Origin of the sequence: Streptomyces sp. NBC_01808 (assembly GCF_035917395.1) — a bacterium.
Lineage (GTDB): Bacteria > Actinomycetota > Actinomycetes > Streptomycetales > Streptomycetaceae > Streptomyces.
This window is the reverse complement of record NZ_CP109072.1, coordinates 4,456,991-4,480,000: the sequence shown is the minus strand read 5'-3', so window position 1 is coordinate 4,480,000 and position 23,010 is coordinate 4,456,991. Positions and strand designations below refer to the sequence as shown.

Sequence of the window (23,010 nt, the reverse complement as noted above, 5' to 3'; positions counted from 1 at the left end):
CTGTCTTCGGCAGTGGACGAGAGGGACGACGATGACGGCGTACGGATCGCAGGCTCCGCGGGCGCGGATCTTCAGCGGGGTGAAGCCCACCGGGCATCTGACGCTCGGGAACTACCTGGGTGCCGTGCGGCGCTGGGCCGAGGTGGACCAGCATCAGGCCGAGGCGCTGTTCTGCGTTGTCGACCTGCATGCGATGACCGTGTCGTACGAGCCCGCGCGGCTGCGGCGGCTCAGCCGGCAGGCCGCGCAACTGCTGCTGGCCGCCGGGCTCGATCCCGCGCTGTGCACGGTGTACGTGCAGAGCCACGTGGACGAGCATGCGCGGCTGTCGTACCTGCTGGAGTGCACCGCCGCGGACGGGGAGATGCGGCGGATGATCCAGTACAAGGAGAAGGCCGCGCGGGAGCGGGCCAAGGGCGGGAGCGTGCGGCTGTCGCTGCTGACGTATCCGGTGCTCATGGCCGCCGACATCCTCGCCTTCGACACCGACGAGGTGCCCGTCGGCGACGACCAGGCGCAGCACGTGGAGCTGGCGCGGGATCTGGCGCAGCGGTTCAACCAGCGGTACGGGCGGGTGTTCACCGTGCCCCGGGTCACCCGTCCGTCCGTCGCCGCGCGGGTGATGAACCTCCAGGATCCGGCGTCGAAGATGGGCAAGTCCGACGACGGGCCCGCGGCGCAGGCCGGCATCGTGCATCTCCTCGACGAGCCCGACGCCGTGCGGCGGAAGGTGATGCGGGCGGTGACGGACAGCGGTGCCGAGGTGACGTACGACCGCGAGGCGCAGCCGGGGGTGGCGAACCTGCTGGAGATCCTGGCCGGGTACAGCGGGCGGAAGCCGGCGGAGCTGGCGGGTGAGTACACCTCGTACGGGCAGCTCAAGCACGACACCGCCGAGGCCGTGGTGGAGACGCTGCGGCCGGTGCGGGAGCGGCATGCGGAGCTGAGTGCCGATCCGGCGTACGTCGAGGGCGTACTGGCGCGCGGGGCGGAGCGGGCGCGGGGGATGGCGCGGCCGCGGGTGGATGCGGCGTACGACGCGGCCGGGTTGCTGCCCGCCTTCGCTGCCGTCAGCCCGTCGGGCGGATAGTGACGCTGCCGTCCCCGGTGGTGGCCTTGATGCGGTGCGGGCTGGCGGGGTCGCGCGGGACGGTGACGTCGGTGCTGCCGTCGCGTACGTCGGTGCTCACCCGGTACGGCGCCTTCGGCACCTCCAGCGTCAGGCCGCCGTCGCGGGTCTCCGCGGTGACCTCGTCCGGCGTTTCGGTGAAGCCCAGGTGCAGGCTGCCGTCGCCGAGCGCGGCGGTGACGCGGGTGGCGGTGAGGCCGGTGGCGCGGACGGAGCCGTCGCGGGCGTCGAGGTCGACGGGGCCGGCCGCGCCGTCGATGCGTACGGAGCCGTCGCGGGCCTCGATGTTCAGGGGGCCGCCGGCGTCCGCGACCTCCACCGCGCCGTCGCCGCTCTTGATGTCGAGGCGGGTGTCGAAGCCGTTCGCCTCGATGCGGCCGTCGCTGCCGTCGATCTCGACGTTGAGGTGGCGCGGGACCTCGACGCGGTAGCGAGAGTCGCAGCTCACGACGACGCCGCTGCACTTGGTGCGGAAGTGCAGGGTGTCGCCGTCGACGGACCACGTGGTGCCGACGTCGCCGTTCCACTTCTCCGCCTTGAACCAGCGGGTGACGTCGATCTCGCCGCCCTCGCGGTCGACGGGCACCAGCTCCACGGCGGTGTCGTCGGCGTCGATCGTGAGGGTGGTGGCGTCGGCGCCGATGCGGAAGGTGCGGTGCTCGGCTTTGCCGTCGCCGACCGCCTGGGTGCAGGCGGTCGCGACGGCGGCGAGGGCCAGTGCGAGCGCGGGGGCGGCGAGGGCTGCGGGCTTCGGCTTCATGTCGTACGACGCTACGGACGGGCGCGCCCGCGCCCCATCCTGCGGGCCACCGGGCGCGGGTGGGGGTAACCCCCGGGTGGGCGGCGGGGCTTGCGGGGTGGGTGCGGGGGCTACGGGTCGGCGTCGACCTTGTCCTTGTGGGAGAGGCGGCCGTCGGTGAAGCAGAGGCGGTAGGACGGATCGAGGGTGAGGGGGGCGGTGCGGTAGAGGACGCAGTCGTCGGTGCCCGGTGGGTCGGCGGGGGCGGCGGCGGGGCGGGTGTTGACGTCGGCCTCGTAGGCGGGGAGGCGGCGCTCGACGGCGTCGCGCGGCTGGCCGATGCGCAGCGAGTCGTACGTACCGGCGTCGAGGACGGCGCGGTACGAGGTGTAGAGGTCGACGCCGAAGAGGAGCGCGCCGAGGACGATCGTGCCGACGACAGGGATCCAGATCGCGTCGAGGATGCCGCGGCGTACGCGGCGGCGCGCGGCAGCCAGTTCGCGCCGGGCGGCGTACTCGCGCGGCGGGGCGGGGGCGGCGCCGGGGGTGAGGGGGAGGCGGGCGGTGACGGCGAAGCCGCCGTCCACAGGCTGTGCATGGAGGGTGCCGCCGGCGAGGCGGACGCGCTCGTCGAGGCCGACGAGGCCGTAGCCACCGGGTGTTTGTGATGCTTTCAGGGCTTTTGCGGTGCGCGGTGGCGGCGTGCCGTTGACGACGGTGACCTCGGCGTGGTCGCCGTCGCGGCGGAGGCGGACGGTCACGGGGGCGCCGGGGGCGTGCTTGGCGGCGTTGGTCAGCGCTTCCTGGACGACGCGGTGGATCGCCCGGTCGGCGACCGGCGGGAGGGGGGTGGGTGCCTCGTCCGCGGACGCGTCGGACGCCGCGGTTCTGTCTCCGCCTTCGTCGCGTACCAGCTCCACCTCCATCCCCGACGCGGCCGCCCGCTTGACCAGCTCCTCCACCCTGTCGTCCGCCGGATGCACCGGCGCGCCCTCGTCATCCTCGCGGAGCACGCCGATGACCTCGCGCAGCCGCTCGGTGGCCGCCGCGGCGGCCTCGCGGAGTTCGGCGGCCTCCTTGCGGGCGGGCTCGTCGAGGCCCGGGGAGACCTGGAGGGCCGCGGCACGTACGGCGATGAGGGTCAGTTCGTGGCCGAGGGAGTCGTGCATGTCGCCGGCGATACGGGAGCGCTCGCGCAGCCGGGTGCGGTCGGCGGTCAGCTCCTGCTCCCGCTCCAGCCGCTCGGCCAGCTCCCAGCCGGTGCTGACGAGCGCGGCGTGCTGACGCGCGTACCGGCCGAGGAGCCACGGGAGCACCATCGCGAAGAGCGCGGTGAGTACGAGCGTCGCCCAGCCGCCGAACGTCGCGTCGGGGACGGTACGGGCGAGCACGAGGCCGGCCGCGGCGATGGCGCAGAAGAGCGCGAGCGCTCTGCGCGGGCGGTCCGTGCGGCGGCCGAGGAGGAAGGAGAGGGCGACCTGGGCGAGGACGAACTGGTTGGTGAACAGCTCGGGCGTCGCGGCCAGCGCGAGGCCGGCGGGGATCGCGGCGGCGAGCAGGGGGCGGGAGCGGCTGACGGCGACCGCGAGGGCGAGGAGGGGGACGGCGGCGATACGTATCCAGCGCAGGTCGACGCCGGCGGCCTGCTCGGCGCCGGGGAGGCCGCCGGCGGAGACGGCGGGGAGGGTGAGGACAAGCCAGAGGAGCAGGTCGGCGGCGCGTTCGCTGCGCAGGAGGCGGCGGAGGGCGGCGGCGGGGGCGGGGCGGCGGCGCCCGGGGCGGTCGCCGCCGCGGTGGTCGCCGTCCGGGGGGTCGCTTGCGGGGCGGCTCGGGCGGGGGCGGTCGGGCAGCGTGCGACGCGGGGTGCCGGGCAGCCGGTCGGTGCCGGTCATGGGGCCACGGTACGGGGGGCGCGGGCCGCCGGGCACCTGACGAAAGTCATGGGGAGGTCCTGACTTCCGTGCGCGGTGGCGTGCGGGCCGCGTTCCTAGCGTGAGCTGCATGAATGACGCGATCATCCACGCCGTCGAGGGCGTGGTCAGCACCCCGTGGGTGTACCTGGCGCTCTTCGGCATCGCCGCGCTGGACGGCTTCTTCCCGGTGGTGCCGAGCGAGACGCTGGTGATCACGCTGGGGGTGTTCGCCGCGGCCGAAGGGCAGCCGGACGCGGTCCTGGTGGCGGTGGTAGCAGCCCTGGGAGCGCTGACCGGGGACCACATCTCGTACGCCATCGGGCGGCGGGCCGGGCCGCGGGTCTTCGAGCGGCTGCGGCCCGGGAGCCGGGCGCAGCGGGCGTACGAGCGGGTGGGGCGGATGCTGGCGGAGCGGGGCGGGCTGGTGCTCGTCGTGGCGCGCTACATCCCGGGCGGCCGGACCGCGGCCACGCTCACGACGGGGGCGACGGGCTTTCCGCGCCGGGCCTTCACGCGGTACGCGGTCGTCGCGGCGGTGACCTGGGCGGCGTACGGGACGACGCTCGGCTACGCCGGCGGCGCGGCCTTCGAGGACGAGCCGCTGCGCGGGGTGGCGCTGGGGCTGGGGCTCGCGTTCGGCATCACGCTGCTGCACGAGGGCGTACGGGCCCTCCGGCTGCGGCGACGCACCCGCGGCGGCACGGGCGGCGGTGCCCGCGCCGGGGACGCCGGGCGTTACGGCGAGCCGTGCGCCGGGGGCCCGGCGTCGTCGCCGACCAGCCCCGCTTCGTAGGCGAGGATCGCGGCCTGGACCCGGTTCTTCAGCTCCAGGCGGGCCAGCACCTGGCTCACGTACGCCTTCACCGTGCCCTCCACCAGGTGCAGGCGGCCGGCTATCTCCGCGTTCGACAGACCGGCGCCGACGAGGGCCAGCACCTCGCGCTCCCGCGGGGTGAGCGCCGAGGCGCGCTCGCGCGCCTCCTTCTCCCGGGTCAGCCGGCCGCCGCTGACCCGCTGGATGACGCGGCGGGCGACGTGCGGCGAGAGGTACGAGGCGCCGCCCGCGGCGGCGCGGACGGCGGCCATCAGCTCGTACGGATCACCGGACTTGAGCAGGAAGCCGGCGGCGCCGCTGTCGAGGGCGCCGGCGATGTACTCGTCCTCGGAGAACGTCGTGAGCATCACCACCGCCGTCCCCGGCGCGGCCCGGCGCAGCTCGGCGGCGGCGCCCAGGCCGTCGAGCACGGGCATGCGGATGTCGAGCAGGGCGACGTCGGGGCGGTGCCGGCGGGTCAGCTCGACGGCCTCGCGGCCGTCGCCTGCCTCGGCGACGACCTCGATGTCCGCCGCGGCGGCGAGGATGGCCCGCACCCCGCCGCGGACCATGGCCTCGTCGTCAGCGAGCAGGACCCGGATCGGCTCCCGCCCGGACGTGACCGGTCCAGACGTGCCCGGTCCGCTCGGCGGGGGTGGCTGCGCTGTCATCTCCGGCTTCCCTACGCGCGCTTGCCGTCCGGCGCCGGGCCCGTGCCCAGCTCCCTGCTGCGGTCGCGGGCCGCCTCGATCGCCGCGATCAGGGCGGCCCGTACGCCGTGGTTCTCCAACTCGCGGATCGCGTTGATCGTCGTGCCCGCGGGGGACGTGACCGCCTCGCGGAGCTTGACCGGGTGCTCGCCGCTGTCGCGCAGCATGACCGCCGCGCCGATCGCGGCCTGCACGATGAGGTCGTGGGCCTTCTCGCGCGGCAGGCCCAGGAGGATCCCGGCGTCGGTCATGGCCTCCACGAGGAAGTAGAAGTACGCCGGTCCTGAGCCGGACAGGGCGGTGGCGGCGTCCTGCTGCGCCTCGGGGACGCGCAGCGTCTTCCCGACGGGCTTGAAGATCTCCTCCGTCCGCGCCAGGTGCTGCTCCACGGCGTGCTTCCCCGCGGAGATGACGCACATCCCCTCGTCCACGAGCACCGGCGTGTTCGGCATGACGCGGACCACCGGGGCGCCCTGCGGCAGCCGCTCCTCGAAGAAGCCCGTGGGGATGCCGGCCGCGGCGGAGACGACGAGCCGGTCCGCCGGCACGTGCGGCGCGAGGTCGTCCAGCAGCGTGCCCATGTCCTGCGGCTTGACGGTGAGGATGAGGGTGTCGGCGCGCTTGGCGGCGTCGCCGTTCGACACGGGCTCGACACCGTAGCGATGGCGGAGCTCTTCCGCGCGGTCCTGGCGGCGGGCGGTCACGAGCAGGTCGCCGGGCGACCAGCCGGCGCGGATCATGCCGGAGAGCAGCGCCTCGCCGATCTTTCCGGCGCCGAGTACGGCGACTTTCTGGGTCATGCGGTCCATCCTCGCACCGCCGCCCGACACCCCGCGAAGTTATCCACAGCCCGGACGGGTCCGCAGGTCACCGGCGCGGGCACCACGAAGGACGCATACCAGGATCCGGTGGCGTCCCGGTAGATCCGCACGGACGACGGCTCCGCGGGCAAGTCCCGCGACCACACCACCCGCACCACGATCCCGCCCGCGAGGTGCACACGCCCGTCCTTCAGACGGAAACCACGCCGCGTGTAGTTCAGACTCGGCCGCGCCTCACGCTTGGTCTTCCACCGCGGCATCCCCGACCGGCGCGCCTTCGGAAGCCGGTCCTTGACGTCCTTCAACGCCTTCGCGCGGGACTTCCCGAAATCCCGGATGACCTGCTGCTGGGGCACCGAACTGCCCTCGCCAAGCCAGGGGGTTACCCGCCGGGCCTCGGTAAGCATCCGGTCCAGCGCGGCCGGGCCAACCTTCTCACCCCGCGCGTGCGCCCTCTTCGAACGAGCCACCGACTCGTTCCACACCCACCGGCAACGCGCCCATCTCCTCCCCCAGCGCCCGGAGCGCGGCAGCCGACAGGCGCACACGAAAGGGGTACCGGGCATGCCCGGTACCCTCGCCGCTGATCGCTGCTGCCGCCACACACCCGAACCTACCCGCAGGCACTGACAACTGAGAGTTCCCGACCCTTCCTTGTGGGTCTACCACTCGCGCGCGTGCGGCAGTGGGTGCCCGGCGAGCCGGGTACCCACTCGTCGTACGGAAGTCGCGCCGTACGGACCGGAGTCCTCAGGCCCGTACGCGATCCGCCTCCGGCAGCCCGGCCGCCGTGTCCACGGCCGCCGGCGCGCGCCGCGTCTCGTGCCGGAACAGGGCGCCCGGCCACCACGTCCACCTGCCCAGGTCGAGCGCCAGCGCCGGCACCATGACCGTGCGGATCAGGAACGTGTCCAGCAGCACGCCCACCCCGACCAGCACGCCCATCTGCGCCATCGTCACCAGCGGCAGCCCGGCGAAGACCGAGAACGTCGCGGCCAGCACGATGCCCGCCGACGTGATCACGCCGCCGGTCGACGTCAGGCCGGTGAGGACCCCCTTCGCGTGGCCGTGCAGCGCGACCTCCTCCCTGACCCGGGTCATGAGGAAGATGTTGTAGTCGATGCCGAGCGCGGTCAGGAACACGAAACCCATCAGCGGGATCGACCAGTCGACCGCGGCGAAGTCGAAGACGTGGTCGAAGAGGAGGTACGACGCCCCCAGCGCGGCCACGTTCGACAGCACGGCGGTGGCGAGCAGCACAAGAGGCGCCACCAGCGCGCGGAGGAGCCCGATCAGCACCAGGAAGACCACCAGCAGCACGATCGGCACCACCACCCGCAGGTCGCGGTCCGCCGCCCGCTGGGTGTCGAGCGCCTCCGCCGTCGTCCCGCCGACGAGCGCGTCCGCCCCGTCGACGGCGCCCACGGCGGTGCGCAGGTCGTCGATGGTGTCCTTGGCCGCGTCCGAGTCGGGTTCGTCGTCGAGGGTGACGCGCAGGGCGGCCAGGTCGCCGGTGGTGTCGCCGTCGGCGACTCCCGCCACGCCGTCGACCTTCCCGACCGCGGCCCGTACGGCGTCCTTCGCATCCGCGTGGGTGACGATGTCGGCCGGGTCGGAGGCGCCGGAGGGGTAGTGCGCGGAGATGCGCTCCTGCGCGACGACCGACTCGGGCTTGTCCTGGAACAGTTCCGACTGCTTCAGACCGAAGTCCATGCCCACGACGCCGAAGACGAGCAGTGCGGTCACGCCCAGCGACATCAGCCACGACCAGCGCGGCCGGCGCGCGACCGCGGCGCCTATCCGGGACCACACCGTGCGGTGCCCGTGCACGGGGGTGCCGTGGCGCGGCACGAACGGCCAGAAGACCCACCGGCCGACGATCACCAGCAGCGCCGGCAGCACCGTGACCAGCGCGAGGAACGCGCACACCGCACCGACCGCGCCGACAAGGCCGAGGGAGCGGGAAGAGCTGATGTCGGCGAAGTACAGGCAGGACAGGCCGACCGCGATGGTCGCGGCGGAGGCGAGGATCGCGGGGAAGCAGCGGCGCAGCGCCAGTTGCATGGCCTCGTGGCGGTTCTCGTGGCGGTGCAGCTCCTCGCGGTAGCGGGCGATGAGCAGCAGCGCGTAGTCCGTACCGACGCCGAAGACGAGGACCATCAGGATCCCGGCCGCCTGCGGGTCGACGGGCAGCGAGGCGTGCTTGGCGAGGAGGTACGTGGCTGCCTGGGTGAGGACGGCGGCGAAGCCGACGGCCAGCACGGGGAAGAGCCACAGGACGGGGCTGCGGTAGGTGATCAGCAGGAGGACGGTGACGACGGCCAGGGTCGCGAGCATCAGCGTCGCGTCGAGGGAGTCGAAGACGGCGACGGAGTCGGCGAGGGAGGCCGCCGGGCCGCCCACCTCCACGTCGACGCCTGGCGGGACGCCGTCGGCGGCCACCTCGCGTACGGCGTCGACGGTGTCGGAGAGGTCGTCCTCGTCGGTGATGGGCACGATGGTCATCAGCGCGCCGCCGTCGTCGGAGGGCACCGGCGGGGTCACGCGCTCGCCCGCGGCGAGGTACGGCGCGAAGGCCCGTACGTCCGCCTCCGCCTTCTGCCGGCCGGCGTCCGTCATCGCGCCGTCCGGCACGCTGTAGACGGCGACGGCGGGCATGATCTCGTCCTCGGGATCGCCGCGGAACTTCTCCAGCTCCGTGTTCAGCTCGGCGGACTCGGCGCTGCGCGGCAGAAAGGCGTTGGGGCCGGTGTCCTCGACGTCGCCGAGCTTGCCGGCCAGCGGGCCGAGCGCGACCAACAGGAGTATCCAGGCGGCCAGTACCAGCCATTTCGTGCGGTGTCCTCCGGGTGCAGCCACGAGCTGCTTGATCCGAGCGGACATGGGATGGTCTCCTTCTGAAAGAGGTGAGTCGGGCGCACGACCGACCCGCACCGCGGCCGCTGTGGTTTGCCGACCTGGCCGTGGCGCGGAAGTGTGCCGGGGATTGCTTCGTCCTCGTACGGGCCGGAAGTTGCCGCTTCCGGCCCGTACGCATGCTGGTGCTATTCGATCTCGCGCATCATCTTCTCCATCGAGGTGATGGAGCGCCGAGCCTCGGTGAGCTCGTCGATGCTGCGGCGGTGCAGTTCGAGATTGTCCTCCAGCAACTGCTGGTATTTGATGGCCAACTGCCGGTACTGCTCCTCGCGGGCCGCGAGCATCTTGGCCCGCCAGGTGGCGGCGATCTGCCAGACCACCACGATCAGCAGCGCGAAGAACCCGGCGGCACCGACCGCGCCGACCACGGCGCCGACCGTGTCGCCGCTGTCGGCGAGGTGCACCGTCTGCTCGTTCATGTGGCTTCCTCTTTCACCGTCTCGGGCTTCCCGGTGCCGGCCTTGTCCTTCCCGGGGGGCTCGCCTTCCGGCTCGCCGTCACCGTCGCCGAGGGTGCGGGCGACCTCCTCGATCAGCTCGGGGGTCAGCTCGTACCGGAACGAGACCACCTCGTAGAACTTCATCGCCTTGCCGTCTTCCGACAGCTCCAGCGAGCCGGTGATCAGGCCCGCGGCCTCCAGCCGCTGCAGGTGCATGTGCAGCAGCGGGCGGCTCATGCCGATCTCGCGGGCCAGCCGGCTGACGTAGTTCCGGCCCTCGTGGAGCGCGGCGACGATCCGCAGGCGGTGCGGATTGCCGAGCGCGGCGAGGACCTTGAGCAGTTCGTCTCCGGACGGGGCCGGAGCGGGCGTCCGTGCCATCTGCGGCCCCTTCGTGCGTCGGTGTGTAAGTCCAAGCTGACAGGTGTCACGACCACCTGTCAAAGAGTACTGACACATGTCCGGGTCGTCTGGGGGTGACCCCGGGCGGGCCTCAGGGTTTCCCCTGAGTGGCCCGGCGGGAGGCGAGGCCGAACAGGGCGAGCGCCACGAGCTGCGCCGCCGCCGCGCCGGCCGGGAGCGCGCCGCTGCCGTACACATCGAGGAGGACGCCGCCGACCGCGCCGCCGGCGGCGACGCCGAGGTAGACGGCGCTGCTGTTGAGCGCGAGGGCCTGGGCGCCGGCCGGTCCTGCGAGGCGCAGCAGCCGGGCGCTGGCGGCCGGCGGGATCCACCAGGCCGCCGCCGACCACAGCAGCAGCAGCGGCACCACCAGCACCAGCGGCGCGGGGCGCAGCGGCCAGCAGGCGACGAGCCCGAGCATCACCAGCGCGAACGCCCCGCAGCCCATCAGCAGCGCGCGCTCCGCGCCCCACCGGTCGGCGGCGGGGCCGCCGAGCTGGCTGCCGGCGATGCCGGCGGCACCGGCCAGCACGAAGATCACGCCGAGCCCCGTGGGGCCGACGCCGGCGAGGTCGCGGAGGTAGACGGCGAGGTACGTGACCACCATCAGGTTGCCGAGTACGGCGACGGCGGTGGCGGCGAGGCCGACGAGCAGCGCGGGGCGGGCCAGCGGGGTCAGCCGGTCGGCCAGCCGCAGGGCCTCGCCGCGGGGCGGCTCGGGCAGGGTCGCGTACAGGGCGGCCAGGGAGGCGACCCCGAGGAGGCCGCCGAGGACGAACGCGCCCTGCCAGCCGGCGACCGCGCCGACCCAGGTGCCGAGCGGGACGCCGAGCAGCAAGGACGTGGTCAGCCCGGCGAAGACGGTGCCCATGTAGCGGCCCTGCCGCTCCGGCGGGGCGAGGGCCGCGGCGGCGCCGAGGGCGCCGGGCACCACGATGGCGGCGGCGAGCGCGGCGGCCACGCGCAGGGTCATGAGGACGGGGAACGAGGCGACGAGCGGCATGGCGAAGTTCGCGGCGGCGAACACCGCGAGGGCGACGGTGAACAGCGGGCGGCGGGGCCAGGTCGCGGTGAGCACGGAGGCGACGGGGGCGGCGAGGGCGAGCACCAGGGAGAAGACGGTGACGAGCTGCCCGACCGCGGCCTCGGAGACGTCCAGGTCGTCGGCGATGCCGGGGAGCACACCCGCGACCAGGTAGTCGTCGGTGGAGAATGTGAAGGTCGTCAGCGTGAGCGCGATCAGCCAGCCCGGCAGGGAGCGGCGGAGGGGGGATGCGGCTTTCTGCAGGGTGGGATTCTCGTCCATGCCGTTAAGGTAACAGTCGTTACCCTAACGGCGTCCACCGGTTTCCGGGCCCTGCGCGTACGTGCGCTCCATGGGTACGTACGCGGGTGTCCTGGCGACCCGTACCAGGAGTGCCATGCCCAGACCAGCCGACCCGGCCCGCAAGACCGCCCTGCTCGACTCGGTCGTCGACTACCTCGTGGACCACGGCCTCGCCACCCTGTCGATGCGGCCGCTGGCCAAGGAGCTGGGGCAGAGCACGCGGGTGCTCACGCACCACTTCGCCGACAAGGCCGACCTGCTGGCCGCCACGCTGGCGCGGCTGGACGAGCGGCAGCGGGAGTGGCTGGCCCGGCTGCCCGGCGCGGACGGCGAGATGGGCATGGGCGAGGTCGTACGGGCCACGTGGGAGTACCACCTGACGCCCGAGCATCTGCCGCTCACCCGGCTCATCCACGAGATCGAGGGGCTCGCCGCCGGGGACCGGCTGGGCGGGGCGACGTCGCGGCTGCTGGCGGACCGGGTGGAGTTCGTCGCGGGCTGGTTCCGCGACCGGGGGGTGCCGGCGGAGGCGGCGACGGGCTACGCGACGCTGCTCAACGCGGCCTTCGCGGGGCTGCAGATCGACATGCTCAACACGGGCGACCGGGAGCGGACCACGGCGGCGGCGCACCGGCTGGCGGACCTGGCGGACGGGTGGGTGGCGGCGTACGCGGGGGCGCGGGAGGAGGCGTAGGCGGCGCGGGGGGCGTGGGGCCCGGGGCGGGTCAGCGGCGCTTCTTGCGCTTGCGCTTGGCCGGGTTGCCCGTACGGGACGAGCGGCGGCGCGCGTGCTGCTCCAGCCGGTGCTCGTAGTCCTGGCGCAGCATCCCCTCGCCCGGGGCCTCGACGAAGCTCCGCACCGCGTACGCCAGCAGCACGCCGACGAAGCCTATGACCCGGATCGGCCGCCACGAGCTGTCCGCGGGCCCGGCCTCGTGCGGGCGGCTGAAGCCGCCGAGGGTGCGGGTGAAGGCCAGCGAGCTGCAGACCGCGAAGGCGGCGATCATCAGCAGCTGGATGATCCCGCCGCTGTCGGCCAGTTGCAGGCCGTTGTACGACAGCGCCAGCACGAACGCGCCGCCGGCGGCCAGCACCAGGGCCAGGACGGCGACGCCGACGCGGCGGGCCCAGTAGCCGCGCGAGCGGTCGACCCAGGTGGTGCCGAAGAACCGCAGGGGCTCGGGCAGCGGCGCGCCGTCTTGGCTCTCGGACTGCTGGTTGTCGCTCACGCACCCGATTATCGCGGAGCCCTCCGCGGCGCGTCCCGCCCCCCTGGGGACGGGGCCGAACACCGCCCCCGGCGGAGCCGGAGCACGGGCGCGGCCGCACCGCTGCGGGCAGGCCCCGCCGTTGGTGGAGGGGTCTCGCCGCTGCGGGCGAGGGGCCGCCGCTGCGGGCCGCGCCGGGCTCAGCCCTCCAGCTTGGTGACGTCCCGCACCGCGCCCTTGTCGGCGCTGGTCGCCATCGCCGCGTACGCCCGCAGGGCCGTGGACACCTTGCGCTCGCGGCTCTTCGGCGCGTACCGCCCGCCGAGGGCCGCCCGGCGCTCGGCGAGGGTCTGCTCGTCGACCAGCAGCTCGATGCCGCGGTTCGGGATGTCGATACGGATCAGGTCGCCGTCCTCGACCAGCGCGATCGCGCCGCCCGCCGCGGCCTCCGGGGAGGCGTGGCCGATGGACAGCCCCGACGTACCGCCGGAGAAGCGGCCGTCGGTGACCAGCGCGCACGCCTTGCCCAGGCCGCGGCCCTTCAGGAACGACGTCGGGTAGAGCATCTCCTGCATGCCGGGGCCGCCCTTGGGGCCCTCGTAGCGGATGACGACGACGTCGCCCTCCTTGACCTGCTTGCCGAGGATCTTGTCGCACGCCTCCTCCTGCGACTCGCAGACGACGGCGGGGCCCTCGAAGGTGAGGATCGAGGCGTCGACACCCGCGGTCTTCACCACGGCGCCGTCCACCGCGATGTTGCCCTTGAGCACCGCGAGACCGCCGTCCTTCGAGTACGCGTGCTCCAGCGAGCGGATGCAGCCGCCCTCCGCGTCGGTGTCCAGGGACTCCCAGCGCTCGGACTGCGAGAACGCCGTCGCCGACCGCACGCAGCCGGGCGCCGCGTGCCACAGCTCGACGGCCTCGGGCGACGGGGAGCCGCCGCGGACGTCCCACCGCTTGAGCCAGTCCGCGAGCGAGTCGGCGTGCACCGCGTGCACGTCCTCGTTCAGCAGTCCCGCGCGGTACAGCTCGCCGAGGATGGCGGGGATGCCGCCCGCGCGGTGCACGTCCTCCATGTAGTACGTCCCGCCGGGGGCGACGTTCGGCGCGACCTTGGCCAGGCACGGCACCCGGCGGGAGACGGCGTCGATGTCCGCCAGCCCGTAGTCGAGGCCGGCCTCCTGGGCGGCGGCCAGCAGGTGCAGGATCGTGTTCGTCGAGCCGCCCATGGCGATGTCGAGGGCCATCGCGTTCTCGAAGGCGCTGCGGCTCGCCACGTGCCGCGGGAGGACCGTCTCGTCGTCCTGCTCGTAGTAGCGCGTGGTCAGCTCGACGACCGTGCGGCCCGCGGCCTCGTAGAGCGCCTTGCGCGCGGTGTGGGTGGCGAGCACCGACCCGTTGCCCGGCAGGGAGAGGCCCATGGCCTCGGTCAGGCAGTTCATCGAGTTGGCGGTGAACATGCCGGAACAGGAGCCGCAGGTGGGACAGGCGTTCTCCTCGATACGCAGCACGTCGGCGTCGGAGACACCGTCGTTCGCCGCGTCCACCATGGCGTCGATCAGGTCGAGCTTGCGGACCGTGCCGTCCACGAGGGTGGCGCGGCCGGCCTCCATGGGGCCGCCGGAGACGAAGACCGTGGGGATGTTCAGCCGCAGGGCGGCCATGAGCATCCCGGGGGTGATCTTGTCGCAGTTGGAGATGCAGACCAGGGCGTCGGCGCAGTGCGCCTCCACCATGTACTCCACGGAGTCGGCGATCAGGTCGCGCGAGGGCAGGCTGTAGAGCATCCCGCCGTGGCCCATGGCGATGCCGTCGTCCACCGCGATCGTGTCGAACTCGCGCGGCACCGCGCCGGCGGCCTTGACCGCCTCGGAGACGATGCGGCCGACGGGCGCCAGGTGCGTGTGCCCCGGGACGAACTCGGTGAAGCTGTTGGCGACCGCGACGACGGGCTTGCCGATGTCCTCGTTCGCTACGCCCGAGGCGCGCATGAGGGCGCGGGCGCCCGCCATGTTGCGGCCGTGGGTGACGGTACGGGACCTCAGCGCGGGCATGTTTCCCTCCCGGGGAAGCGGTACATCCGAGTCTTCGAGCCTACGCCCCCTGCCCACGGTCCGGACCGTTTGTCCACAGTCCGGACTGGCCGGTCGTACCGCCGCACCCTGCCTGTGGACAACTTCGGGCGGTGTCAGCGGGGCCCGCTACGTTATCCGCATGGCTTCCCGAAAGAGCGGCGGCAGGGACCGCCCCGCGTACCGCTGCGCCGAGTGCGGCTGGTCCACCGTGAAGTGGCTCGGCCGCTGCCCCGAGTGCCAGGCGTGGGGGACGATCGAGGAGGTCGGCGCGCCCGCGGTCAAGACCACGACCGCCGGCCGGGTCACGACGCCGGCGCTGCCCATCGCGCAGGTCGACGCCCGCCGCGTCGAGGCCCGCTCCACCGGCGTGCCGGAGCTGGACCGGGTGCTCGGCGGCGGGCTCGTGCCCGGCGCGGTGGTGCTGATGGCCGGCGAGCCCGGCGTGGGGAAGTCGACGCTGCTGCTCGACGTCGCCGCGAAGGCCGCGGTCGGCGGCGAGCGCACGCTGTACGTGACGGGAGAGGAGTCCGCCGGCCAGGTCCGGCTGCGCGCCGACCGCATCGGGGCGCTGAGCGACGGGCTGTATCTGGCCGCCGAGACCGACCTCGCCGCCGTCCTCGCCCACCTCGACGAGGTCAAGCCCGCCCTGCTCGTGCTGGACTCCGTGCAGACCGTCGCCTCCGGCGAGATCGACGGCGCCCCCGGCGGCATGGCCCAGGTGCGGGAGGTCGCCGGCGCGCTGATCCGGGCCTCCAAGGAGCGCGGCATGGCCACGATCCTCGTCGGGCACGTGACGAAGGACGGCGCCATCGCGGGCCCCCGCCTGCTGGAGCACCTGGTGGACGTCGTGCTGCACATCGAGGGCGACCGGCACGCCCGGCTGCGGCTGGTCCGCGGCATGAAGAACAGGTACGGCGCGACCGACGAGGTCGGCTGCTTCGAGCTGCACGACGAGGGCATCATCGGCCTCGCCGACCCCAGCGGCCTGTTCCTGACCCGCCGGGACGAGCCCGTGCCCGGCACCTGCCTGACGGTGACCCTGGAGGGCCGCAGGCCGCTGGTCGCCGAGGTGCAGGCGCTCACCGTCGACTCGCAGATCCCCTCCCCCCGGCGCACCACGTCAGGTCTCGAGACCTCCCGGGTCTCGATGATGCTGGCCGTGCTGGAGCAGCGTGGCGACATCCGCGCGCTGTCCAAGCGGGACATCTACAGCGCCACCGTCGGCGGGGTGAAGCTCTCCGAGCCGGCCGCCGACCTGGCCGTCGCGCTCGCGCTGGCCAGCGCCGCCAGCGACACCCCCCTGCCGAAGAACCTGGTCGCGATCGGCGAGGTGGGGCTCGCCGGCGAGGTGCGGCGGGTGACCGGGGTGGCCAGGCGGCTGGCGGAGGCGGCCCGGCTCGGGTTCACGCAGGCGCTCGTACCGGCGGATCCGGGCAAGGTCCCCGCAGGCATGAAAGTCCGGGAAGTCGCGGACATAGGGGACGCGTTGCGCGCGCTGCCCGCCGGTCGGCGGCGCGCCGGCGGGGGGTCCCGGGAGCCGGCCGGAGAGAGGGAGCCGAGGGAGTCCCGGCAGCCCGAGGAGGCGCGCCGGTAGACTTTGCCCCGGTCTCTTCCGTGCGGGGGAGCGCAGGGGGCTCGTGCGTGCGCCGCCCGGCGCACGCGTAGAGCGCCGAAACGACGACCGGAGGATTCCGGAGGGTTCCAGTGGCAGCAGGCGACCGGGCGGGCGCCCCGGGCAGAGCCGGCGGCAGTTCCGGCTCCGATGCCGCGGTGAGGGCCGCGCTGAGCGCGGTCGCGCCCGGCACGGGGCTGCGCGACGGCCTGGAGCGGGTCCTCCGCGGCAACACCGGCGGGCTCATCGTGCTGGGCACGGACAAGATCATCGAGTCCATCTGCACCGGCGGCTTCGTGCTGGACGTCGAGTTCACCGCGACCAGGCTGCGGGAGCTGTGCAAGCTCGACGGCGCCGTAGTCCTCGACCAGGACATCACGCGGATCGAGCGCGCGGGCGTGCAGTTGCTGCCCGACGCCTCGATCCCCACCGAGGAGACCGGCACCCGCCACCGCACCGCGCAGCGGGTGTCGATCCAGAGCGGCTTCCCCGTCGTCTCCGTCAGCCAGTCGATGCGGCTCATCGCGCTGTACGTCGACGGCCAGCGGCGCGTGCTGGAGGACTCCGCCGCGATCCTCTCCCGGGCGAACCAGGCGCTGGCCACCCTGGAGCGGTACAAGCTCCGGCTGGACGAGGTCGCCGGCACGCTCTCCGCGCTGGAGATCGAGGACCTGGTGACGGTGCGGGACGTCTCCGCCGTCGCGCAGCGGCTGGAGATGGTGCGCCGGATCGCCACCGAGATCGCGGAGTACGTGGTCGAGCTGGGCACCGACGGCCGGCTGCTGTCCCTCCAGCTCGACGAGCTGATCGCGGGTGTCGAGCCGGAACGCCAGCTCGTCGTCCGGGACTACGTGCCCGAGCGCACCGGCCGCCGCCCGCACACCGTGGACCGCGCCCTCACCGAGCTGGACCGGCTCTCCCACGGCGAGCTGCTCGAACTGCCCATCGTGGCCCGCTCGCTGGGCTACTCGGGAGTGCCCGAGACCCTCGACGCCGCGGTCTCGCCGCGGGGTTACCGGCTGCTGGCCAAGGTGCCGCGCATCCCCAGCGCCGTCATCGACCGGCTGGTGGAGCACTTCGGCGGCCTGCAGAAGTTGCTCGCCGCCAGCGTGGACGACCTGCAGACGGTCGACGGCGTGGGCGAGGCGCGGGCCCGCTCGGTGCGCGAGGGGCTGTCGCGGCTGGCGGAGTCGTCGATCCTGGAGCGCTACGTCTGACGCGAGTGCCGCGTGACCGGGGAGGTCAACGCCCCGTCGCGGAGCGCCCCATGAGGCGTACGGCGGTCAACGTCGCGTATCCGGGGCCTCAGGGAGACGTACCCCGTCAACGTGCCGTGCCCGAAGGCCGCCGGGGAACATACGGCCGGTCAATGCCCCGCCGCAGCGGGCGCCGTGCCGCCCGCTTACGCCTTCTCCAGCACGAACGGCGCCGTCGCCGTCGCCAAGCCGTCCGCGCTGACCTCCGCCTCGTAGCTCCCCGCGCCCGCCGTGCCCGCCTTCGGCGTCGCGCAGCGCGGCTCGCTCGCCCGCATGTCCCACTCGTACGTCCGCGAGACCTCGCTGCCCGCCGGCACCGCCAGCAGGATCGGGTCGGTCGTCCACGGGCAGTCGTCCGACGCCCACCACTGGCTCGCGCCGCCGCCGGCCGCCGAGATCGTGAGCACCGTCGAGGTCGGCGAGAAGTCCAGCTTGCAGTCCCGGTCACCGGAGTTGACCGCGGTCAGCTCGAACACCGGCCGCTCCCCCGGCGCGTACGAACGCTCCTGGCTGCGCAGCGTCAGCTCCACGTCGTCCGCCGCGCACGCGGCCATGGACGAGCCGGCCGGCACGCCGTCCGAGCCGGCGTCGAAGCCGCCGCCCGCGGAGCCCGCGCCGCCCGCCCCGGAGCCGCCGCCGGCGGAGCCGCCGTCCTCGCCGTCGCCGGAGTCGCCGCCGTCACCGTCACCGGAGCCGCCGGAGCCGCCCGAGCCCTCGGAGTCGCCGGAGCCGCCGCCGTCCTCGTCGCCCGAGCCGCCTGAGCCTTCGGAGTCGCCCGAGCCGCCGTCCTCGTCGCGGCCCCCGGGCGGGTTGTCGATCACCGACGAGTCGTCGGTCGGCCCCGGCGTGATCGACTCGGCGGGGTTCTTGCCCTCGTTGGCGGCGTTCTCGCTGCCGCCCCCGAGGTTGATGACCAGAATCGCGAAGATCGCGAGCACGGCGAGCAGGCCGAGCAGGACCGCGCGGCGCCGCCAGTAGATGGCGGACGGCAGCGGACCGACAGGACGGCGGAAAGATCCCACGCGGAAACCTTACGAGACTTGGGGCGCAAGGCGGTCCCGTACCCGCCGCGCGGTCTGACTTTCGTCAGGGGAGCGTACTGACTTTCGCCGGAAGTGGTGAGCCGAACACGCTTCGTACCGTCCGGACATGAACGACGAGTTGTACCGCGACGTCACGTCCCTCGCCCGCCGCACCCCCGACTGGCTGCACGCGCTTGCCGAATACGGCACGGACGCCGGTCTGCTGTTGCTGGCCGCGCTGTTCGCCGCTGCGTGGTGGGCGGCGCCGCGGCGCGCGCCGGTCGTCGCGGGGGCGGCGGGCACGGTCGGGGCGTACGGGCTCAGCGAGTTGCTGAAGGTGTGGGTGGAACGGGAGCGGCCGTGCCGGGCGGTGCACGGGGCCGCGGCGCCGCTGGCGGACTGCCCGCCGCCGGGCGACTGGTCGTTCCCCAGCAACCACGCGACGATCGCCGGCGCCGCGGCCGTCGCGCTGGCGGTGGCGTGGCCGCGGATCGCGGGGTGGGTGCTGCCGTTCGCCGTGCTGCTGGCGGCGTCGCGGGTCTTCGTCGGCGTGCACTACCCGCTCGACGTGGCGGCGGGCCTGGCGCTGGGCGCGGCCGTCGCGGCGCCGTGCGCGGCCCTCGCGCGGGTACGGATCGGGGGTGCCGGGAGCCGCCGCCGGCGGGGCGCGGGCACTCTGACGGGTACCACGTCCCCCATTGAGTGACAACGTCACCCGTAGGGGCGAAAGTCGCCGAACTACCCCGATCCGTACGCGACTATGCGCCTACGTTCGCGGGGTGACGAGCAGCCCCGACCCCGAACCCGCCCGGCAGCCGCCGCCACAGCGCCCGCCCGAGCAGTACGAGCCCTACCTGGACGGCCTGTTCACCTACTGCATGTCGGTGCTGTGCGACCACGACGACGCCGTCGCCGCCCTCGGCGACGTCCTCGCGATCGCCGAACGCCAGCCGCGGCGGCGGCCCACGACGCCCGCCGAGTGGCGGCCCTGGCTGTACTCGCTGGCGCGCTGGGCCTGTGTGCGCCGCCTGGACCAGAAGCCGGGGCAGCGAGCGGCGCAGCGCACGCTGCCCAGGCCCGGCCAGCGGCCGGCGCACCGCCCGGCGCAGCGGCGGCCCGCCGCGGAGGCCGAGGAGAAGCGATCCGCCAGTACGGCGGGGGCGGTGCCGGGGGCGGAGGCCGCCGCGGACCCGGTGCCCGCCGCCACGTCGGCAGCCGCACCGGAAGCTGACGGAGAAGCCACCGCGGAAGCCGACGCCCGCCTGCGCCGCCGCGAACTGGCCGCGCTCGCCTGGCCCGAGGCCGCCGGCACGACGCCCGAGCAGCGCGAGGCGCTGGAGTTGGCCGTACGCCACCGGCTGCCCGCCGAGGAGGTCGCCACGGTGCTCGGCCAGCACCCCGACGCCGCCCGCGTGCTGCTCTCCACCGCCGCCGCCGAGGTCGAACGGACCCGCGCCGCGCTCGCCGTCGTCGACCAGCACGGCTGCCCCGCCATCGCCCGGCTCGCCGGCGACAGCCGGCTGTTCCTCAGCGCCGCCCTGAGCCGCGAGCTGGTCCGGCACGTCGACGACTGCGCCGAGTGCCGCCGCGCCGCCGAGCGCGCGGGTGCGGGCTGGGCCTGGCCGGGTACGCTGCGCGCCGCGCGGCCCGACGGACCGCTGCCGGTGCTGGAGGCGCCCCGCGCGGCCGCGTACGCGGCGATGCTGCTCGCCCAGCGCACCCGCTTCGTGCACGCCCCGCGCTTCGACCGCCGCGGCTACCCCCGCGACCCCCGGCACCGCGCCGCCCGCCGGGGCCGGCTGCGCTCCCGGGCGGTGACGTCGACGGTCGTGGCGACCGTCATCGCGGCGCCGGTGCTGGCGCTGTGGGCGGCGAACCGCGGCGCGCCCGCGACCGGCGAGGCGGAGTCGGGCTGGCCGCCGCCGAGCGCGGACGCGGACGAGCCGGAGTCGCTGGACGGCCGCCCGGTGGAGAAGGCCGGCAGCGCGCACGACGAATCCGCGCCGCCGTCGCCGGACGGCAATCACCCCGACGTGTCGGTGGAGGTCGTCGACCGCGGCGGCCCGACCCCGGGCCGGCCGGGGATGGGCCCGGGCCGGCTGACGGTGGAGGCGTGGCCGGCCGGGGAGACGACGTACCTGCGGCTGCGGGCGTCAGGCGGGACGCCGGTCGACTGGCGGGTGGGTACGGACGCGGGGTGGCTGCGCTTCAGCGCGACGTACGGGACGCTACGGCCGGGCGAGGCGACCACGGTCGCGGTGACGGTGGCGGAGGCGAGCGAGCCGCGGACGGGCTGGCAGGCGCGGGTGTACGTGTCCCCGGGCGGCGCGGCGATCCTGATCACGGGCGCGGGCAGCGGCCGTACGAGCCCGGGCGGCGCCCCCGCCCCGACCCACCCGAAGCCGCCGCCCCACTCCCCACCGGGCAGCCCGCGCCCGTCGGACCCGGCCCCGTCCCCCTCGGACCCGGACCCCAGCCCGTCGGACCCCGGCCCGTCCCCGTCCGACCCGGACCCCAGCCCCTCACCCCCGGACCCGTCCCCTTCACCCCCGGACCCCACGCCACCACCCCCCTCCGACCCACCCCCGAGCCCCACGGACACCTCGGGAGCCCCGTCACCGACCGGCTGACGGACCCGGCGGCACCGGGCGCACCAGACCGCAGAAAGGCGCGGCGGACCGGCGGACTGAGGGCCCGCACCGCCCGTACCGTCGCGCGCCGCAAGCTCAGGCCGCGTGCATCCCGGCCCGGCGCCCGCGGCCGTCCCGTCCCGTACGGGCCCTCAGTCCGCCGGGTGCGGGGCCGGGAGGGGGGCGTGCCGGGCTGCGGTCAGGCGGTCCTTGCAGAGTTCTGCCAGGCGGGCGTAGGCCCTCTCGCCCATCAGTTCCACCAGCTCCGGGCGGTACGACTCGTACACCGCCTGGCCGCCGCCGTGGGCCGACGGGGCCGAGGTGCACCACCAGTGGAGGTCGTGGCCGCCCGGGCCCCAGCCGCGGCGGTCGTATTCGCCGATCGAGACCATGAGGACCTTGGTGTCGTCCGGGCGCGTGATCCACTCGTAGGAGCGGCGGACCGGCAACTGCCAGCAGACGTCCGGCTTGGTCTCCAGCGGCTCGCGGCCCTCGCGGAGCGCCAGCAGGTGCAGGGCGCAGCCCGTGCCGCCGGGGAAGCCGGCGCGGTTGTGGAAGACGCAGGCGCCGTCCACGCGGCGGGTCTTGCGTTCGCCGTCCTCGTCGGTCTCGGTCCAGCCGTCCGGGCCCAGGCCCTCGGCGTGGTGCTGCCACAGCTCCGGTGTGAGCCGGCGCACATGGCCGGCGACCCGTTTCTCGTCGTCCTTGTCGGAGAAGTGCGCGCCCAGCGTGCAGCAGCCGTCGTCGGGGCCCGCGGCGTCGATGCCGTGGCAGCCGCGGCCGAAGATGCACGACCAGCGTGACGTCAGCCACGTCAGGTCGCAGCGGAAGACCTGTTCGTCGTCTGCGGGGTCGGGAAACTCCACCCAGGCGCGGGCGAAGTCGAGCCCGACCTCCTCCGACCGCGCGGCATTCTCGCGTACGACGCCCGAACCGGCTTGCGTTTTGCCCTGTTTCTTCCTCTTGCTCACGGGACCCAGCGTACGGCCGCGCGGCAAGGCGCTAGCGTTTCCCGTTATGCGACTCGGCGTTCTCGATGTGGGCTCGAACACGGTGCACCTGCTGGTGGTGGATGCGCACCCCGGTGCCCGGCCGCTGCCGGCCTACTCGCACAAGGCGGAACTGCGGCTCGCGGAACTCCTCGACGAGGAGGGCGCCATCGCCGACGACGGGGTCGGGCGGCTGATCGCCACGATCCACGAGGCGCTGCAGGTTTCGGAGGACAAGGGCGCAGAAGACGTGCTCCCGTTCGCGACCTCCGCGGTCCGCGAGGCGGCCAACGCCGAATCCGTGCTCGCGCGCGTCGCCGACGAGACCGGGGTGAAGCTCACCGTGCTCACCGGCGAGGAGGAGGCGCGGCTGACGTTCCTGGCCGCGCGGCGCTGGTTCGGCTGGTCGGCCGGGAAGCTGCTGGTCCTGGACATCGGCGGCGGGTCGCTGGAGATCGCGTACGGGATCGACGAGGACCCCGACAAGGCGGTGTCGCTGCCGCTCGGCGCCGGCCGGCTGACCACCGCCTGGCTGCCGGGGGACCCGCCGGACCCCGACGACGTACGGGCGCTGCGGCGGTACGTGCGCGCGCAGATCGCCCGGGTCGTCAGCGAGTTCAGCCGGCTCGGTGAGCCGGATCACGTGGTGGCCACGTCCAAGACGTACCGGCAGCTCGCGCGGATCGCGGGCGCGGCCCGGTCCGCGGAGGGGCTCTACACGCACCGGGCGCTGTCGGCGAAGGCGCTGGAGGAGTGGGTGCCGCGGCTGGCGGCGATGCCGGCCGCGGAGCGGGCGGAGCTGCCGGGGGTGTCGGAGGGCAGGGCGCGGCAGTTGCTCGCGGGGGCGCTGGTGGCGGAGGGGGCGATGGACCTGTTCGGCGTGGACACGGTGGAGATCTGCCCGTGGGCGCTGCGCGAGGGGGTCATCCTCAAGCGGCTGGACCAGTTGCCGTGACGGGGCGGGGCGCGGATGACGCCGCGTACGCTGTCTCCGTGGCAGGAGCA

General features: G+C 74.4%; 21 protein-coding genes. 8 read left to right on the top strand and 13 right to left on the bottom strand.

What is annotated here, in order from left to right; all coding sequences use genetic code 11:
- The first annotated feature begins 31 nt into the window (after nt 1-31).
- Nucleotides 32-1,090: a tryptophan--tRNA ligase gene (gene trpS / locus OG946_RS19610; RefSeq protein WP_326797362.1), complete on the top strand. Its 1,059-nt coding sequence runs from the start codon at nt 32-34 to the stop codon at nt 1,088-1,090.
- Here the strand turns inward: trpS and OG946_RS19605 are convergent.
- Together OG946_RS19605 and OG946_RS19600 are read right to left on the bottom strand one after the other, a co-directional pair.
- Entirely contained in the window at nt 1,071-1,889 is an 819-nt protein-coding gene (locus OG946_RS19605; protein WP_326797361.1) for a DUF4097 family beta strand repeat-containing protein, read from the bottom strand. The two genes, trpS and OG946_RS19605, sit on opposite strands and share 20 nt — an antisense overlap.
- A 110-nt stretch (nt 1,890-1,999) precedes the next feature.
- Nucleotides 2,000-3,760, bottom strand: a complete 1,761-nt coding sequence (locus OG946_RS19600; protein ID WP_326797360.1) for a sensor histidine kinase — start codon at nt 3,758-3,760, stop codon at nt 2,000-2,002.
- 109 nt (nt 3,761-3,869) lie between these two features.
- Here OG946_RS19600 and OG946_RS19595 point away from each other — a divergent pair, with 109 nt between their 5' ends.
- The gene (locus OG946_RS19595; protein ID WP_326797359.1) at nt 3,870-4,574 is read left to right on the top strand and encodes a DedA family protein; all 705 of its coding nucleotides are present in this window, start codon (nt 3,870-3,872) and stop codon (nt 4,572-4,574) included.
- Here OG946_RS19595 and OG946_RS19590 read toward each other — a convergent pair.
- From OG946_RS19590 to OG946_RS19560, 7 genes are all read right to left on the bottom strand, one after another.
- Nucleotides 4,517-5,266 carry a response regulator transcription factor gene (locus OG946_RS19590; RefSeq protein WP_326797358.1) on the bottom strand — a complete coding sequence of 250 codons (750 nt, stop codon included), beginning with the start codon at nt 5,264-5,266 and terminating at the stop codon, nt 4,517-4,519. The two genes, OG946_RS19595 and OG946_RS19590, sit on opposite strands and share 58 nt — an antisense overlap.
- A gap of 11 nt (nt 5,267-5,277) precedes the next feature.
- Complete coding sequence (proC, locus tag OG946_RS19585; protein ID WP_326797357.1) at nt 5,278-6,105, bottom strand: pyrroline-5-carboxylate reductase; 828 nt, start codon at nt 6,103-6,105, stop codon at nt 5,278-5,280.
- Nucleotides 6,102-6,596, bottom strand: coding sequence for a hypothetical protein (locus OG946_RS19580; RefSeq protein ID WP_442814417.1), 495 nt, complete (start codon nt 6,594-6,596; stop codon nt 6,102-6,104). The genes proC and OG946_RS19580 overlap by 4 nt, the downstream gene beginning before the upstream one ends.
- 280 nt (nt 6,597-6,876) lie before the next feature.
- Nucleotides 6,877-9,009, bottom strand: a complete 2,133-nt coding sequence (locus tag OG946_RS19575) for an MMPL family transporter (RefSeq protein WP_326797356.1) — start codon at nt 9,007-9,009, stop codon at nt 6,877-6,879.
- A gap of 161 nt (nt 9,010-9,170) precedes the next feature.
- A complete protein-coding gene (locus OG946_RS19570; protein WP_047017074.1) occupies nt 9,171-9,464 on the bottom strand; it encodes a hypothetical protein in 294 nt (97 codons plus the stop codon).
- Entirely contained in the window at nt 9,461-9,865 is a 405-nt protein-coding gene (locus OG946_RS19565) for an ArsR/SmtB family transcription factor (RefSeq protein ID WP_326797355.1), read from the bottom strand. The genes OG946_RS19570 and OG946_RS19565 overlap by 4 nt, the downstream gene beginning before the upstream one ends.
- Nucleotides 9,866-9,977: 112 nt before the next feature.
- The gene (locus OG946_RS19560) at nt 9,978-11,192 is read right to left on the bottom strand and encodes an MFS transporter (protein ID WP_326797354.1); all 1,215 of its coding nucleotides are present in this window, start codon (nt 11,190-11,192) and stop codon (nt 9,978-9,980) included.
- Between the two features lie 115 nt (nt 11,193-11,307).
- On the opposite strand from OG946_RS19560, the gene OG946_RS19555 reads away from it, so the two are divergent.
- Nucleotides 11,308-11,907, top strand: coding sequence for a TetR/AcrR family transcriptional regulator (locus OG946_RS19555; protein WP_326797353.1), 600 nt, complete (start codon nt 11,308-11,310; stop codon nt 11,905-11,907).
- A 31-nt stretch (nt 11,908-11,938) separates the two neighbouring features.
- Here OG946_RS19555 and OG946_RS19550 read toward each other — a convergent pair whose 3' ends face one another.
- Nucleotides 11,939-12,442, bottom strand: coding sequence for a hypothetical protein (locus tag OG946_RS19550; protein WP_326797352.1), 504 nt, complete (start codon nt 12,440-12,442; stop codon nt 11,939-11,941).
- A gap of 179 nt (nt 12,443-12,621) precedes the next feature.
- On the bottom strand, nt 12,622-14,475 hold the full coding sequence (gene ilvD / locus OG946_RS19545; protein WP_326797351.1) for a dihydroxy-acid dehydratase: 1,854 nt from the start codon (nt 14,473-14,475) through the stop codon (nt 12,622-12,624).
- A 160-nt stretch (nt 14,476-14,635) separates the two neighbouring features.
- On the opposite strand from ilvD, the gene radA reads away from it, so the two are divergent.
- Complete coding sequence (gene radA, locus OG946_RS19540; RefSeq protein WP_326797350.1) at nt 14,636-16,090, top strand: DNA repair protein RadA; 1,455 nt, start codon at nt 14,636-14,638, stop codon at nt 16,088-16,090.
- A 110-nt stretch (nt 16,091-16,200) separates the two neighbouring features.
- Nucleotides 16,201-17,325 (top strand): DNA integrity scanning diadenylate cyclase DisA, encoded by a 1,125-nt coding sequence (gene disA, locus OG946_RS19535; RefSeq protein ID WP_326797349.1) that lies wholly within the window; start codon nt 16,201-16,203, stop codon nt 17,323-17,325.
- Between the two features lie 185 nt (nt 17,326-17,510).
- On the opposite strand, the gene OG946_RS19530 is transcribed toward disA, so the two are convergent.
- Nucleotides 17,511-18,386 carry a hypothetical protein gene (locus OG946_RS19530; protein WP_326797348.1) on the bottom strand — a complete coding sequence of 292 codons (876 nt, stop codon included), beginning with the start codon at nt 18,384-18,386 and terminating at the stop codon, nt 17,511-17,513.
- Between the two features lie 127 nt (nt 18,387-18,513).
- On the opposite strand from OG946_RS19530, the gene OG946_RS19525 reads away from it, so the two are divergent.
- Together OG946_RS19525 and OG946_RS19520 are read left to right on the top strand one after the other, a co-directional pair.
- Nucleotides 18,514-19,092: a phosphatase PAP2 family protein gene (locus tag OG946_RS19525; protein ID WP_326797347.1), complete on the top strand. Its 579-nt coding sequence runs from the start codon at nt 18,514-18,516 to the stop codon at nt 19,090-19,092.
- Between the two features lie 73 nt (nt 19,093-19,165).
- Complete coding sequence (locus OG946_RS19520; protein WP_326797346.1) at nt 19,166-21,016, top strand: sigma-70 family RNA polymerase sigma factor; 1,851 nt, start codon at nt 19,166-19,168, stop codon at nt 21,014-21,016.
- Between the two features lie 152 nt (nt 21,017-21,168).
- Here OG946_RS19520 and OG946_RS19515 read toward each other — a convergent pair whose 3' ends face one another.
- The gene (locus tag OG946_RS19515) at nt 21,169-21,882 is read right to left on the bottom strand and encodes a hypothetical protein (protein ID WP_442814633.1); all 714 of its coding nucleotides are present in this window, start codon (nt 21,880-21,882) and stop codon (nt 21,169-21,171) included.
- A 151-nt stretch (nt 21,883-22,033) separates the two neighbouring features.
- Here OG946_RS19515 and OG946_RS19510 point away from each other — a divergent pair, with 151 nt between their 5' ends.
- Nucleotides 22,034-22,960 (top strand): Ppx/GppA phosphatase family protein, encoded by a 927-nt coding sequence (locus OG946_RS19510; RefSeq protein WP_326797344.1) that lies wholly within the window; start codon nt 22,034-22,036, stop codon nt 22,958-22,960.
- Nucleotides 22,961-23,010 lie beyond the last annotated feature (50 nt).

What these genes read in the sequence shown, in the direction of transcription:
- trpS (WP_326797362.1), top strand. Translation starts at nt 32, where the DNA reads ATGACGGCGTACGGATCGCAGGCTCCGCGGGCGCGGATCTTCAGCGGG.
- OG946_RS19605 (WP_326797361.1), bottom strand. Translation starts at nt 1,889, where the DNA reads ATGAAGCCGAAGCCCGCAGCCCTCGCCGCCCCCGCGCTCGCACTGGCC.
- OG946_RS19600 (WP_326797360.1), bottom strand. Translation starts at nt 3,760, where the DNA reads ATGACCGGCACCGACCGGCTGCCCGGCACCCCGCGTCGCACGCTGCCC.
- OG946_RS19595 (WP_326797359.1), top strand. Translation starts at nt 3,870, where the DNA reads ATGAATGACGCGATCATCCACGCCGTCGAGGGCGTGGTCAGCACCCCG.
- OG946_RS19590 (WP_326797358.1), bottom strand. Translation starts at nt 5,266, where the DNA reads ATGACAGCGCAGCCACCCCCGCCGAGCGGACCGGGCACGTCTGGACCG.
- proC (WP_326797357.1), bottom strand. Translation starts at nt 6,105, where the DNA reads ATGACCCAGAAAGTCGCCGTACTCGGCGCCGGAAAGATCGGCGAGGCG.
- OG946_RS19575 (WP_326797356.1), bottom strand. Translation starts at nt 9,009, where the DNA reads ATGTCCGCTCGGATCAAGCAGCTCGTGGCTGCACCCGGAGGACACCGC.
- OG946_RS19570 (WP_047017074.1), bottom strand. Translation starts at nt 9,464, where the DNA reads ATGAACGAGCAGACGGTGCACCTCGCCGACAGCGGCGACACGGTCGGC.
- OG946_RS19565 (WP_326797355.1), bottom strand. Translation starts at nt 9,865, where the DNA reads ATGGCACGGACGCCCGCTCCGGCCCCGTCCGGAGACGAACTGCTCAAG.
- OG946_RS19560 (WP_326797354.1), bottom strand. Translation starts at nt 11,192, where the DNA reads ATGGACGAGAATCCCACCCTGCAGAAAGCCGCATCCCCCCTCCGCCGC.
- OG946_RS19555 (WP_326797353.1), top strand. Translation starts at nt 11,308, where the DNA reads ATGCCCAGACCAGCCGACCCGGCCCGCAAGACCGCCCTGCTCGACTCG.
- ilvD (WP_326797351.1), bottom strand. Translation starts at nt 14,475, where the DNA reads ATGCCCGCGCTGAGGTCCCGTACCGTCACCCACGGCCGCAACATGGCG.
- radA (WP_326797350.1), top strand. Translation starts at nt 14,636, where the DNA reads ATGGCTTCCCGAAAGAGCGGCGGCAGGGACCGCCCCGCGTACCGCTGC.
- OG946_RS19525 (WP_326797347.1), top strand. Translation starts at nt 18,514, where the DNA reads ATGAACGACGAGTTGTACCGCGACGTCACGTCCCTCGCCCGCCGCACC.
- OG946_RS19510 (WP_326797344.1), top strand. Translation starts at nt 22,034, where the DNA reads ATGCGACTCGGCGTTCTCGATGTGGGCTCGAACACGGTGCACCTGCTG.